11 protein-coding genes are annotated in these 12990 nt (G+C 57.8%); 4 read left to right on the top strand and 7 right to left on the bottom strand.

Annotation, left to right across the window (positions count from 1 at the left end; genetic code table 11):
- Positions 1–270: 270 nt before the first annotated feature.
- A complete protein-coding gene (locus HBN79_RS16400) occupies positions 271–1422 on the bottom strand; it encodes a TDT family transporter (RefSeq protein ID WP_169916890.1) in 1152 nt (383 codons plus the stop codon).
- A 241-nt stretch (positions 1423–1663) separates the two neighbouring features.
- Between HBN79_RS16400 and HBN79_RS16395 the strand changes: the two genes are divergently transcribed.
- A complete protein-coding gene (locus HBN79_RS16395) occupies positions 1664–5134 on the top strand; it encodes a PAS domain-containing hybrid sensor histidine kinase/response regulator (RefSeq protein ID WP_095003100.1) in 3471 nt (1156 codons plus the stop codon).
- Between the two features lie 113 nt (positions 5135–5247).
- Here the strand turns inward: HBN79_RS16395 and rmuC are convergent, their stop codons facing one another.
- Both rmuC and HBN79_RS16385 read right to left on the bottom strand, forming a co-directional pair.
- Positions 5248–6612, bottom strand: a complete 1365-nt coding sequence (gene rmuC / locus HBN79_RS16390) for a DNA recombination protein RmuC (RefSeq protein WP_165446514.1) — start codon at positions 6610–6612, stop codon at positions 5248–5250.
- A 172-nt stretch (positions 6613–6784) separates the two neighbouring features.
- Positions 6785–7108 (bottom strand): hypothetical protein, encoded by a 324-nt coding sequence (locus tag HBN79_RS16385; RefSeq protein WP_095003098.1) that lies wholly within the window; start codon positions 7106–7108, stop codon positions 6785–6787.
- 972 nt (positions 7109–8080) lie between these two features.
- Between HBN79_RS16385 and HBN79_RS16380 the strand changes: the two genes are divergently transcribed.
- The 3 genes from HBN79_RS16380 (at position 8081) to HBN79_RS16370 (ending at position 10499) form a co-directional block, all read left to right on the top strand.
- On the top strand, positions 8081–8305 hold the full coding sequence (locus HBN79_RS16380) for a hypothetical protein (protein WP_019407963.1): 225 nt from the start codon (positions 8081–8083) through the stop codon (positions 8303–8305).
- A gap of 266 nt (positions 8306–8571) precedes the next feature.
- Positions 8572–9051 (top strand): hypothetical protein, encoded by a 480-nt coding sequence (locus HBN79_RS16375; protein WP_095003097.1) that lies wholly within the window; start codon positions 8572–8574, stop codon positions 9049–9051.
- A 146-nt stretch (positions 9052–9197) separates the two neighbouring features.
- Positions 9198–10499, top strand: coding sequence for an outer membrane protein transport protein (locus HBN79_RS16370; RefSeq protein ID WP_095003096.1), 1302 nt, complete (start codon positions 9198–9200; stop codon positions 10497–10499).
- Between the two features lie 86 nt (positions 10500–10585).
- Here HBN79_RS16370 and HBN79_RS16365 read toward each other — a convergent pair whose 3' ends face one another.
- The 4 genes from HBN79_RS16365 to HBN79_RS16355 form a co-directional block, all read right to left on the bottom strand.
- Positions 10586–11137, bottom strand: a complete 552-nt coding sequence (locus HBN79_RS16365) for a glutathione peroxidase (protein WP_165446506.1) — start codon at positions 11135–11137, stop codon at positions 10586–10588.
- A gap of 54 nt (positions 11138–11191) precedes the next feature.
- Positions 11192–11314: a hypothetical protein gene (locus HBN79_RS24000; protein ID WP_254925250.1), complete on the bottom strand. Its 123-nt coding sequence runs from the start codon at positions 11312–11314 to the stop codon at positions 11192–11194.
- Complete coding sequence (locus HBN79_RS16360; protein ID WP_165484598.1) at positions 11311–12510, bottom strand: MFS transporter; 1200 nt, start codon at positions 12508–12510, stop codon at positions 11311–11313. The genes HBN79_RS24000 and HBN79_RS16360 overlap by 4 nt, the downstream gene beginning before the upstream one ends.
- Before the next feature lie 61 nt (positions 12511–12571).
- Complete coding sequence (locus HBN79_RS16355; RefSeq protein ID WP_095003093.1) at positions 12572–12985, bottom strand: MarR family winged helix-turn-helix transcriptional regulator; 414 nt, start codon at positions 12983–12985, stop codon at positions 12572–12574.
- Positions 12986–12990: the final 5 nt, after the last annotated feature.

Genomic DNA, 12990 nt, shown 5'->3' with positions numbered 1-12990 from the left:
AGATATCTGCAACCAGATCCCAGGCTGCGTCGGGGAGTTCATACCGCTTTGCCATCTTGGCCTCCTGGCTTTAATGGCGGTGTATTTTACAGAAAATCGTATTTCTTGGGTTTACGTACAGAGCCTAGCAAGCTGAATTGCGAGGGGTGACTCATCATCCATGTACTCACGTTGCGCTGAAGGGCTTTCTCTTTGGAGGGCCGTTGTAACACTCAGGGCACAACCTTGCTCGGGTTCTGTGCAAAGGCGCACAGAACCCGAGGGTACGTTTTACTTCTTCAACCCGGCAATGCAGGGCGAGACAAACAACTCGCCGCGATAGGCGCCTTGTACGGTGCGCTTGCCGACCAGCAGCCACATCAGCGCCAGTGCCAGCACCAGGATGCAACCGGCTACATCAAAGAAGCTCAGGTGCAGCATGCTGCCCAGGCGCAGGGTGGCCAGCGAGTACACCCCCAGCGGGAAGGTGAAGCCCCACCAGCCCAGGTTGAACGGGATGCCCGAGCGGAAGTAGCGAATAGTGATCAATGCCGCCATCACAATCCACCACAAGCCCACACCCCACAGAATCACCCCGCTGATCAGGCCCAGGCCTTCGACAATCTCACCGATTCGTGCCAGACCATTGGCCGCAAAAATTTCCGGGGCATCGGCACCCAGCAACAGCAGGCCCAGTGCACCCGTACCGATAGGGCCTAACGCCAGCCAGCTGGATGCAGCCATGCTCTCGTGGGGCAGTTTATGCAGCGCCATGCGCAGGATCAAAATGGTCAGGATGCTGAATGCCACCGGCACCGAAAACGCCCACAGTACATAGCTGGTAATCAGCACATGAAACTGCGTGACGGTATCGCTCAGATACGGTGCCAAGAGACCGCCACTGGCTGCCGCAACCTCAGCGGCCACCACCGGCAGCAGCCAGACAGCAGTCATTTGGTCGATGCTGTGATCCTGACGGGTAAACATCAGGTAGGGGATCAGCACGCCACAGCCCAGCGCCATGGCCACATCGATCCACCACAGCACTTCGGCCACCTGCACCATGCCTTCGCCCCAGCGCGGCACGCCGAACACCAGAAAGCCGTTGATGATGGTCGCCAGGCCCATGGGAATGGTGCCAAAAAACATCGACACCGTGGAGTGCCCGAAAATGCGCTGCGCCTCGTCGAAATACAACATCCAGCGCGCGCCATAAAGCACGCTGAATAGAATAAACAGACCGATATTGAACAACCACAACCCTTCGGCAAAGGCATGTACACCGGGAATATGCACCGGTAATTGAGCCAGTGCCAAGGCCAAAACCCCCGTACCCATGGTCGCGGCAAACCAGTTCGGGGTGAACTGGCGGATCACTTCGCGGGGGTGCTGCAAGTGGCTAAATGGCCGAAAAGCGGCTTTGGCTTTGTTTGGGCAAGTCATGGGTTCCTCCTGAGCCTCGTTTGAGGTGCAATTAGAGTAGAACCAAATCGAATATCTATATAACGGGTAATTTCTCTAACTGTTATCTACTACACCTATATAAGATCATATCGACCAACTTCAAACCCTGCGACACCAGGCCGCGCTCAGACCATGGTCGACACTGACGCGCTCCGAACATCATGCGAGACTAGCTGTCTCAAGCGGGATTGCTTGCGGCCTTATACCTTCAGGAGCGTCCATGTCGTTGTCCAGCGGGCTGATTGCCGCCGTTGCCCTGGCCTATATGGCCATTATGTTTGCCATTGCCTTTTATGGTGACCGGCGCAGCAAACCACTGCCGCCGCGGGTTCGCGCGTGGGTGTATAGCCTGTCGCTGGCGGTGTACTGCACCAGTTGGACGTTCTTCGGCGCCGTTGGTCAGGCCGCCGAACAACTCTGGGCATTCCTGCCGATTTACCTGGGGCCGGTACTGCTGCTGGTATGCGCGCCCTGGGTGCTGCAAAAGATGGTGATGATCAGCAAACAGGAGAACATCACCTCGATTGCCGACTTTATTGCCGCCCGCTACGGCAAGTCCCAGTCATTGGCCATTGTGGTGGCATTGATCTGCTTGGTGGGCGTACTGCCCTATATCGCCCTGCAGCTCAAAGGCATTGTGCTGGGGGTCAACCTGCTGATCGGCGCCGGCGCCGATGCAACCGGCTCGAGGGTCGAGGACACGGCGCTGATCGTGACCCTGGTGCTGGCGCTGTTCACCATCCTCTTCGGCACCCGCAACCTCGATGCCACCGAGCACCACCGCGGCATGGTGCTGGCGATTGCCTTTGAGTCGCTGGTCAAGCTGTTCGCCTTTCTCGCCGTCGGCGCTTTCGTAACCTATGGGCTGTATGACGGCTTCGACGATCTGTTCAATCAAGCCATGCTCGCACCGCGGCTTGAGGAGTACTGGAAAGAAACCGTCAATTGGCCCTCGATGATCGTCCAGACTGGCGTGGCCATGATGGCGATTATCTGCCTGCCCCGTCAGTTCCACGTTACCGTGGTGGAAAACATCGAACCCCAGGACTTGCAACTGGCCAAATGGGTGTTCCCGGCCTATCTGATTCTGGCCGGGCTGTTTGTAGTGCCTATCGCCCTGGCCGGGCAAATGTTGCTGCCAAGCTCGGTATTACCGGATTCATTCGTGATCAGCCTGCCCCTGGCCCAGGCCCACCCGGCGCTGGCCTTGCTGGCTTTTATCGGCGGTGCATCGGCGGCCACCGGCATGGTCATCGTGGCCAGCGTGGCGCTGTCGACCATGGTTTCCAACGACATGCTGCTGCCATGGCTGTTGCGCCACAAAAACGCCGAGCGCCCGTTCGAGGTGTTCCGCCACTGGATGCTTTCGGTGCGGCGCGTGTCGATTGTGGTGATTCTGCTGCTGGCCTATGTCAGCTACCGCCTGCTGGGCTCGACCGCCAGCCTGGCCACCATTGGCCAGATTGCCTTCGCTGCCGTCACCCAACTGGCGCCGGCCATGCTCGGCGCCCTGTACTGGAAGCAGGCCAACCGCCGGGGGGTTTTCGCCGGACTGGCGACAGGCACCTTTATCTGGTTTTACACCCTGGTACTGCCGATCATCGCCCACAGCTTTGGCTGGCACCTGAGCCACTTCCCTGGGCTGGCGTGGCTGCACAGTAACCCGCTGGGCCTTTCGATCACCCCGCTGACACAGGGTGTAGTGCTGTCACTGGCAGGCAACTTCACCCTGTTTGCCTGGGTTTCGGTGCTGTCGCGAACCCGCGTGTCAGAACACTGGCAGGCCGGACGTTTTATCGGCCAGGAGCTGAGCAGCCACCCCAGCGGTCGTTCGATGCTGTCGGTACAGATCAATGACCTGCTGGCCCTCGCCGCACGCTTTGTCGGCGAAGAACGCGCGCACCAGAGCTTTATTCGCTTCGCCTACCGTCAGGGCAAGGGCTTTAACCCTAACCAGAACGCCAATGGCGAATGGATCGCCCACACCGAACGGCTACTGGCCGGTGTGCTCGGCGCGTCCTCTACCCGTGCGGTAGTAAAAGCGGCGATTGAAGGCCGGGAAATGCAGCTGGAAGACGTGGTGCGGATTGCCGACGAAGCGTCCGAAGTACTGCAGTTCAACCGCGCCTTGCTCCAGGGCGCCATTGAAAACATCACCCAGGGCATCAGCGTGGTCGACCAGTCACTTAAGCTGGTGGCCTGGAACCGACGTTATCTGGAATTGTTCGACTACCCGGAGGGGTTGATCAGCGTGGGGCGCCCGATTGCTGACATTATCCGCCACAACGCTGAACGCGGCCTGTGCGGCCCCGGCGAAGCCGAAGTGCATGTGGCCCGGCGCCTGCACTGGATGCGCCAGGGTCGGGCGCATACCTCCGAGCGCCTGTTCCCCAATGGCCGCGTCATCGAGCTGATCGGCAATCCGATGCCCGGCGGCGGTTTCGTCATGAGCTTCACCGACATCACCGCGTTCCGCGAAGCTGAACAGGCCCTGACCGAAGCCAATGAAGGCCTGGAGCAACGTGTTGCCGAGCGCACCTTTGAACTGTCGCAGTTGAATCAGGCGTTAACCGAAGCCAAAGGCGTGGCTGAAACAGCCAGCCAGTCGAAAACCCGTTTTCTGGCAGCAGTAAGCCATGACCTGATGCAGCCCATGAACGCGGCACGCCTGTTCTCGTCTGCTCTTTCTCATCAAGAGGAAGGCTTGAGCGCCGAAGCCCGCAAGCTGGTGCAGCATCTGGACAGCTCACTGCGTTCGGCTGAAGACCTGATCAGCGACCTGCTGGATATTTCCCGCCTGGAAAACGGCAAGATCACGCCCGACATCAAGCCTTTTGCCATAAATGACCTGTTCGAAACCCTGGGCAATGAGTTCACTGCACAGGCCCAGGAACAGGGCCTGAGCTTCCGGGTTCACGGTAGCCGCGTGCGGGTCAACAGTGATATCAAACTGCTGCGCCGGATCCTGCAAAATTTCCTCACCAATGCCTTCCGCTACGCCAAGGGCCCGGTATTGCTGGGCGTACGCCGACGCGGCAGTGAGCTATGCCTTGAGGTGTGGGACCGTGGCCCGGGCATCCCGGAAGACAAACTGCAGGTCATTTTTGAAGAATTCAAACGCCTCGACAGCCACCAGACCCGCGCCGAAAAAGGCCTGGGCCTGGGCCTGGCCATCGCCGACGGCTTGTGCCACGTACTTGGGCACAGCCTGCAAGTGCGCTCATGGCCCGGCTTTGGCAGCGTATTCAGCGTGCGCGTGCCGATGGCAAAGAGCCAGGCCGCACCGCAGCCGGTGGTCGCCGAGCAGAATGGCCAACCGCTAACAGGCGCCCGAGTGCTGTGTATCGACAATGAAGACAGCATCCTGATCGGCATGCAAAGCCTGCTGACACGCTGGGGCTGCCAGGTCTGGACAGCGCGCAACCGCGAAGAATGCGCGGCGTTGCTCAATGAAGGCGTGCGGCCGCAGTTGGTACTGGTTGATTACCATCTGGATGATGGCGAGGTCGGCACAGAGCTGATGCGCTGGCTAAGAGCCCAGTTGGGCGAGCCTGTACCGGGCGTGGTCATCAGCGCCGATGGCCGCCCCGAGATGATCGCCGAGGTGCATGCGGCCGGTCTTGAGTATCTGCCCAAGCCTGTCAAGCCCGCCGTGCTGCGGGCGCTGCTGAGCAGGCATGTGCCGCTCTAGCTGAGCGCCCTTGTGGGAGCGGGCTTGCTCGCGATAGTGCCAACTCGGTTTACTTGCAGAGCCTGGTTGATGCCATCGCAGCAAGCCCGCCCCCACAAAGCCATGCACACCGCTTATTCCGCCGGGTGGGCGACACCCTCTTCGTCGGTCATGGCCCGCTCCAGCAGGTCGGCTGGCAGGCTCTTGCTGGCCCGGGCCCCCAGCAGCTTGAGCTGTTCGCTGCGGCTGACCAGATTGCCGCGGCCTTCCGTCAGCTTATTGCGAGCTGAGCTGTAGGCCTTGTCCAGCTGCTGCAGGCGATTGCCCACTTCATCCAGATCCTGAATAAACAAAACAAACTTGTCGTACAGCCAACCGGCACGCTCGGCAATTTCGCGGGCGTTCTGGCCTTGGCGCTCTTGTTTCCAGAGGCTGTCGATTACCCGCAAGGTGGCCAGCAGCGTGGTTGGGCTGACGATCACGATATGACGGTCAAATGCTTCCTGAAACAAGTTGGGCTCGGCCTGCAACGCCGCCGAAAAAGCCGCTTCGATGGGCACGAACAACAACACGAAATCCAGGCTGTGCAACCCCTCCAGACGCTTGTAGTCCTTGCTGGCCAACCCTTTCACATGATTGCGCAGCGATAGCACATGCTGCTTGAGCGCCGCCTGCCCGATCACGTCGTCGTCAGCCCCCACATATTGCTGATAAGCCGTCAGGCTGACCTTGGAGTCGACCACCACCTGCTTGTCACCGGGCAACATGATCAATACGTCTGGCTGGAAACGCTCTCCGTCCGGCCCCTTGAGGCTGACCTGAGTCTGGTACTCGCGGCCCTTCTCAAGCCCCGCGTGCTCCAGCACCCGCTCCAGAATCAACTCACCCCAGTTACCCTGGGTCTTCTGGCCTTTGAGGGCGCGAGTCAGGTTGGTCGCCTCATCGCTCAGGCGCAAATTCAACTGTTGCAGGCGCTCCAGTTCTTTGCCGAGGGAAAAGCGCTCCCGCGATTCCTGCTGATAGCTTTCTTCGACGCGCTTTTCAAACGACTGAATGCGTTCTTTAAGCGGATCGAGCAACTGCCCGAGGCGCTCATTGCTGGTTTCGGCGAAACGCTGCTCGCGCTCATCAAAGATCTTGCCCGCCAGCTCGGCAAACTGGGCCCGCAGCTCGTCCCGGGAACCCTGCAGGTCGTTCAGTCGTTGCTGATGGCTGTCTTGCTGTTCACGCAACTCTGCAGCCAGCCCAGACGCATGGGCATCCAGGCGCCGCAGTTCGACTTCTTTCTGGTTGCGCTCCAGGTTCCAGGCATGGGCGGCGTCGCGCCCATTGTCGCGCTCCACCTGCAAGAGCTCTACTTCGCGGCTCAATGCTGCCAGCTCGGCCTGCTTGGCGGCATTGGCCTGACCCAGGTCACTGACCTCGTCGCGACAGGCATCCAGCTGGGCGCCCAGACCTTCCTGGGCCAACTGCGCCGTATTCAAACGCTCGTTGAGCAACGCCAGCTCAGCGGGATGGCTGCCGAGTTTGCGTTGCAACTGCCAGATTAACGCCAGCAACGGCACGCCCGCTGCTGCCAGGCCAAGCAACAGGCTGCTTAGATCCAGGGCCATAAACCCTCCGCACGAGGTAAAAGAACAAGGTTAACCAACAGGCCGCGCCGAAGACAGCTCAGTCTTGGGTCTTGTTCAATTCCTGCTGGGCCAGACGATCACCGGCGCGAGCGGCCTGACGCAACAGTTCGTGGCCAATGCGCTGATCGCGGGCGCTGCCGCATTCACGGCACATCAACTGGCCCAAACGGCTTTGCGCCAGCACCACGCCCTGGCGGGCAGGTTGCTTGAGCAAATGACCGGCAACGTGTTTGACGCTGGGGCTGGCGCTCAGGCGCGGGTTATCCAGCAGCCAGATCGCGACCCGCAAAGAAAAGCGTTTGGGTGCTTCAGTGGATGTATTGGGACGAGCAACAGAGGAAGTAGCGGTGCGGAACTTCATACGACACTGTAGGGCAGAACAGAAGGCGCGCCACTCTACTCCTTTTTTCGTCCGGGTAAAGCCCAAAAAAGTCGATACCCTTGATCTAGAGCAAGCGCTTTGGACAATCCACAGATCCTGTGGATAAGTCAGTGGACAACCTTGCTTTAACCCCCGCAAACGCCCACCCCGCGCGGCCTCAGGTCAAACTGTCGATTTTTTCACCAATTAAAAAAAACGATGTTTTTCATTGACTTAAATTTACAAGGCAGGCTAGCAAGAGCAAAACACGGGTATCTGCGCTGATTTTGCCACCAGCACTGTTAATGTGCACAAGCTCACATTCAGAGCAAAAAACCGGGCCTTTACCGGGCACGGCTTGCACGCTGACGCACCGCTGCGGCGCTTCATTCAAGGGGCTTGTTGCCGACAGAACACACACACCGCGCTACTGGCGAAACCGCTGAAATGTACTAGTCAGCGCCACACGCCAACCTGAGGTTGCGGCATGGCCACATAAAGTATTTTTGCTAGCATACTTGCGTTTAAAAATTCAACCCGTTAGTATCCGCAGCGTTAGTACCAAGCTGAAAGTCAATTCGGGCCGAACAAATCCCTCCAGCACCTCGCAAAAAGCGAACGTAAGCTGTACAAACGGGATCGACCCCCTCGATGGTTTCCAGGTAAATCTTGCGACGATACGGCCTCTGCACAAACGCACAGGGTATCGCGAAGTTCTTTTACTCTGACCGAACCAACCTGCAAATTGATCAGGATCTTCACCCGGAGCACGGAACCTTAGCTCCTGTTGTGACTGCCTGCCCTCCTAAGTACCTACCTGCCAGCCCAAGCGCCACATACTTAATGCGCTCCAACTGGCGGCTTTGTTCCAGTCAGGTTCTTCGTCCAGCCAAAGAATGGCTCGACGTCACTGGAACGTTTTAACGCAGCACGGATCAGATTCCGTGTCATTTGTAGGAACACCTAATAACTATGTCTACTCAAATCCATACTCAGGATGCCATTCGCACCCTAACCAACGCCTTTGCCCCAATGAACTGCCTGATTATGGCCGCTCGCAAAGGATGCTTCAGTTTCACCCTGGTCAACGAACACGGTATTGCCCGTCACAGCGAACGCCTGTACCCCGACCAGTATTCCAGCGCAGAACCTCTGCAAGCTGTGATCGAGCGTACCCGTCAGGCCCTGATTGCCTGATAGCTTGAGCGCTACACATCAAGCCCTGCCTGATTAGCAGGGCTTTTTATTGCCTGCACTTTAAGAAATATCCGGCATTGTTTAATTACTTGCGGATATATAGCCCGCTGACCGAAGCTTTAAATGTTTTAAAAACATAACTTTACAGCGAGAATCTGACACTACACTTCAACTCAAGCGGCATGATCCGCTTCCAGCGACCCCTTCCGATCCACTGCTGCCAAGCGCATGGGCCTCGCTGGTCATTTTCAGGCCTCGAGGACTTTATGGGTATCGCTGCCAGAGAGTTGAGCCATTACGTGATCCGGCCAACGCTTCTGTATCTGGGGCAAGACAACCCGGATGCAGAAGCTTTGTTGCTAGGTATTGCGGCCAGCCAGTCGCACCTGGGCTCGGCCCTGCACGATCGCCACGGTCACGGCCTTTATTGCATACGCGAGATACGCCATGCGGACCTGTGGGACCAATACCTGGCCCACGACCCGGATCTGGCGAGCCTGGTTCGCGGGCTGGCCAGTCAGCATGCGTTTTTGTGCAGCCCTCATATCGAGCTCACGGTTAATTTGCGCTACGCCACCGCCATTGCCTGGCTGTTGATAGAGCAACACAAAGTCGTTGTCCCCGCGGCTGACGATTTATTGGGCATGGCAAGGATCTGGCGCCAAGCCTTTGAACCACATGGACGTTTGCGCGATTTTGCCCACGCCTGGCACAGCTGCGTCTCACCTCTCAACCAGATTGCTTGAGATTCCCACCTACTATAACAACGTGTAAATGATTTAAAACCGGTCGGATTGTCCTACAAAACATCGCTATCTTCTTCGATTTAGCCTATAGCGCAACCACAAAAATGTTGGTAGTTTTCGTCCGGTGATCATAAGGAGTTCTAATAATGAAAAAAGTAATGCTCAAGACCACACTTGGCCTCGCCGTCACTTTGGCTTCCAGCCAGATTTTCGCTAGCGGCTTCGCACTCAACGAACAAAGCGTCAGCGGTATGGGGACCGGCTTCGCAGGTCGTTCATCTTCTGCCGACGATGCAAGTACCGTTTTCGGTAACCCTGCCGGTATGTCCCGCCTCAGCGGCCAGCAAGTAACAGGCGGTATCGCTGTTATTGATGCTTCGACCGATATCAAGGATGCCCGTGGCAGCATCTCGGGTACCAATAAAGGCGACATGGTTCCATTTACTGCCGTCCCTATGGGCTTTTACACCAACAAGCTCAATGACGAGTGGGCCGTAGGCTTCGGTGTTTATGCTCCGTTCGGCCTTGTGACCGACTACGAAAGCAGCTTCCAGGGCCGCGGCTTCGGCAGCAAAAGCGAAGTAAAAGTTGTAACCCTGCAACCTACCGTCAGCTATGCATTCAACGACAAGGTATCGATCGGCTTTGGCCCGACCATTAACCGCATCGCCGGTACACTCGAGTCCGAAGTCAGACTGACCCCGAACCCACTGGCCGGGGCAGGCGACAGCAATGTAAAAATCAAGGGCGACGATACCGCTCTGGGCTTTAACGTTGGTGTATTGGTACAGGCTACCGATACCACTCGCGTTGGTTTGACTTACCACTCCAAGGTTAAATACAAGCTCGAAGGCCACACTAACGTCACGGCCAGCAGCGACCCGTTCACGGCTGCCCGCCTGAAAAGCAACCGTTATGACGCCTCGCTGAAAATCGACACCCCTGAATCCTGGGACCTGTCGGTTACACAAGAAATCAATGACGCGTGGAAGGTTTATGCAGGTACTACCTGGACTCGCTGGAGCCGCCTGAAAGACATCACCGTAGAGAACGAAGGCGTAACTGCCGCTGCCGGCGGCGCCGCATCGCCCGCACTGTTCAGCACCATCAAGGAAGAGCAGAACTGGCACGATACCTGGGCATACGCCATCGGTACTTCGTACCAGTTGAACAAGCAGTGGGTACTGCGTACCGGTCTGACCTGGGACCAGTCGCCTACCAACAATGAAAATCGCTCGCCACGTATCCCTACCGGCGACCGTACAATTTTCAGCTTGGGTGCCGGTTATGCCGTCAATGACAACCTGAACATTGACGTGGCTTATTCCTACCTCAAGGAAGAGTCCGTCAAGGTTGATGACGCCAAACCTCAGATCGGTAGTTACTACAGCTCCAAATATGAAAACAGTGCAAACGGTTTTGCTGTAGGTGCAACCTACAAGTTCTGATTCTCCGCGAGGGTAATCCCCTCGCCAGCTGAATCAAAAAAATCCCCGCTCTCGTTGCCGAGGCGGGGATTTTTAATGGCTGCGATTCAGGGCCTTGAAGCAATGGCCTTGTCGATGGCCTCGATCAATTCAGGACTGTCGGGCTTGGTTAAACTGGAGAAGCTGGCAATCACATTGCCCTGGCGATCCACCACATACTTGTAGAAGTTCCACTTCGGCGCATTGCTCTGCTCGGCCAGTACCTTGAACAGGTGCGCGGCATCAGGCCCGCGCACATGCTGTGGATCGATCATGGTGAACGTCACGCCATAGTTGACGTAGCAGACCTTTGCCGTCTCCTCACCATCCTTGGCCTCTTGCTTGAAGTCGTCTGAAGGCACGCCGATCAGCTCCAGCCCCTGGCCCTTGTAGCGCTGGTTCAACGCCTCAAGCCCCTTGAACTGCGGAGCAAATCCGCAAAAACTCGCGGTATTGACGATCAACAGCGGTTTACCGGCAAAGCGCTGGCACAGATCAATCGATTCCTTGGCCCGCAACTTGGGCAACGAGCCCTCCAGTAAAGGCGGGCAATCCGCCGCCCAGACCGAACCGGCGCAGGCCAACAGCAATACAGGCATCGCAATCCAGCGCTTAAGCATCATCGGTGTCCTTGAGAAAGAGGCAAGCTCAGAACTTACTCATCCGCCGCTACACTAGCAAGCACCCATACCCAACTGCATCAAGGCCAGCCCACCCTGATGCCAGCCCCACCAGACAAGAGCCAGCAACAAGGCACCGGCACTGACTGCACCCAACCAGATCCAGCTTGCACTCATCCTAAACTCCCTTGCGCCTGCAAACGGGCCACCGGGCGCTCGCGCACGGGCCAGTTCAAGGCAGCCGCCAACAGGCTCAACAAAATCGAGACTTGCCAGATCAGATCATAGCTGCCTGTCTGATCATAGACCACGCCACCCAGCCAGCCGCCCAGAAAAGCCCCCAGCTGATGGAAGAGAAATACGATCCCGCCCAGCATCGACAGGTTACGCACGCCAAACAGGGTCGCCACCGTGCCATTGGTCAGCGGTACCGTCGACAACCACAAAAAGCCCATGGCCATGCCAAACAGGTAAGCGCTGAGTTGTGTGATCGGCGCCCACAAAAACAATACGATCACCACCGCCCGCGCCAGGTACAAGGCCGTCAGCAAGCGCGGCTTGGACATGCGCCCGCCGAGCCAGCCAGCCGTGTAAGTACCGAAGATATTAAACAGACCGATCAGCGCCAGCACCGTAGTGCCAACTGTCGCCGGCAAATGCTGATCCACCAGATAGGCTGGCAGGTGGACACCGATAAACACCACCTGAAAGCCGCAAACAAAAAAACCCAACGCCAGCAGCCAGAAGCCCGAATGCGAGCAGGCCTCACGCAGGGCCTCCCTGAGGGTTTGCTCACCGCCCAGGCTTGGCAGCGGACGATCCTTGAGCATGCCCACTAATGGCACAATCATCGCTACCAGTACGCCCAACACCAAAAGCGCCGTCGACCAGCCGAGCCAGCCAATAAGGCCCAGGGTGCCGGGTAACATGGCAAATTGACCGAAAGACCCTGCGGCACTGGCGATGCCCATGCCCATGCTGCGTTTTTCTGCAGGCAGGGCACGGCCAACCACCCCCAGAATTACCGAGAACGATGTGCCCGACAGGCCGATACCGATCAGCAACCCCGCACTCAACGACAGCGACAGCGGTGAGTCTGCCAACCCCATCAGCAACAGCCCTACGGCATACAGCACGCCGCCAACGATCACCACTTTCGCCGCGCCAAAGCGATCAGCCAACGCCCCGGTAAAGGGCTGTGCCAAGCCCCAGATCAGATTTTGCAGGGCGATGGCAAATGCAAACACCTCGCGCCCCCAGCCAAACTGCGCGCTCATGGGCGGCAGAAACAACCCGAAGCCATGCCTGACACCCAACGACAATGCCAGAATGAGCGCACTGCCAAGAAGAACCCAAGCGCTGTTGCGCCACACCGTTGTCATTATTATTCTCCGGAAGCGGGTATATACCCATTTAAAGCCAAACGACTGAGTTTCAGTCTTTACCCGCCAACTCATCCAACAGTTGCAACAGCTGCGCACGCCTGGTTTCGCCCAAACGGTCCATCAAGCGCTGCTGGGCGGCCTCCCAGGCCGGCAAGGCAGCCGCAAGGCAGTCCTCACCTGCCCGAGTCAGGCACACCAGCCGGTTACGCTGGTCTGCGCCCTCAGTCATCTTCAGCAACCCGGCGCCCTCAAGCACCCGCACATTACGCCCCAAGGTACTGCGATCCAGCCCCATGGCTTCTGCCAGGGTGGAAATGCTCGGTTGATCGAGCCGCTTGAGATTGCACAGCAAGGAATACTGGGCGACGTTGATCCCGAAGCCATCGAGAGCGCCGTCGTAATGCCTGCTCACGCCACGTGCAGCACGTCGCAGATTGGTACATAAACACTGGGTTGGTAACATTTTGT

It is taken from the genome of Pseudomonas sp. WS 5051 (genome assembly GCF_012985715.1).
Taxonomy (GTDB): Bacteria; Pseudomonadota; Gammaproteobacteria; order Pseudomonadales; family Pseudomonadaceae; genus Aquipseudomonas; species Aquipseudomonas bubulae.
Note: the sequence above shows the minus strand (reverse complement) of the source record. Positions and strands in the feature narration are given on the sequence as shown.

Excerpts from the sequence above, each read along its gene's own strand:
- HBN79_RS16400 (WP_169916890.1), bottom strand. The coding sequence starts at position 1,422 with ATGACTTGCCCAAACAAAGCCAAAGCCGCTTTTCGGCCATTTAGCCAC.
- HBN79_RS16395 (WP_095003100.1), top strand. The coding sequence starts at position 1,664 with ATGTCGTTGTCCAGCGGGCTGATTGCCGCCGTTGCCCTGGCCTATATG.
- HBN79_RS16385 (WP_095003098.1), bottom strand. The coding sequence starts at position 7,108 with ATGAAGTTCCGCACCGCTACTTCCTCTGTTGCTCGTCCCAATACATCC.
- HBN79_RS16380 (WP_019407963.1), top strand. The coding sequence starts at position 8,081 with ATGTCTACTCAAATCCATACTCAGGATGCCATTCGCACCCTAACCAAC.
- HBN79_RS16375 (WP_095003097.1), top strand. The coding sequence starts at position 8,572 with ATGGGTATCGCTGCCAGAGAGTTGAGCCATTACGTGATCCGGCCAACG.
- HBN79_RS16370 (WP_095003096.1), top strand. The coding sequence starts at position 9,198 with ATGAAAAAAGTAATGCTCAAGACCACACTTGGCCTCGCCGTCACTTTG.
- HBN79_RS16365 (WP_165446506.1), bottom strand. The coding sequence starts at position 11,137 with ATGCTTAAGCGCTGGATTGCGATGCCTGTATTGCTGTTGGCCTGCGCC.
- HBN79_RS24000 (WP_254925250.1), bottom strand. The coding sequence starts at position 11,314 with ATGAGTGCAAGCTGGATCTGGTTGGGTGCAGTCAGTGCCGGTGCCTTG.
- HBN79_RS16355 (WP_095003093.1), bottom strand. The coding sequence starts at position 12,985 with ATGTTACCAACCCAGTGTTTATGTACCAATCTGCGACGTGCTGCACGT.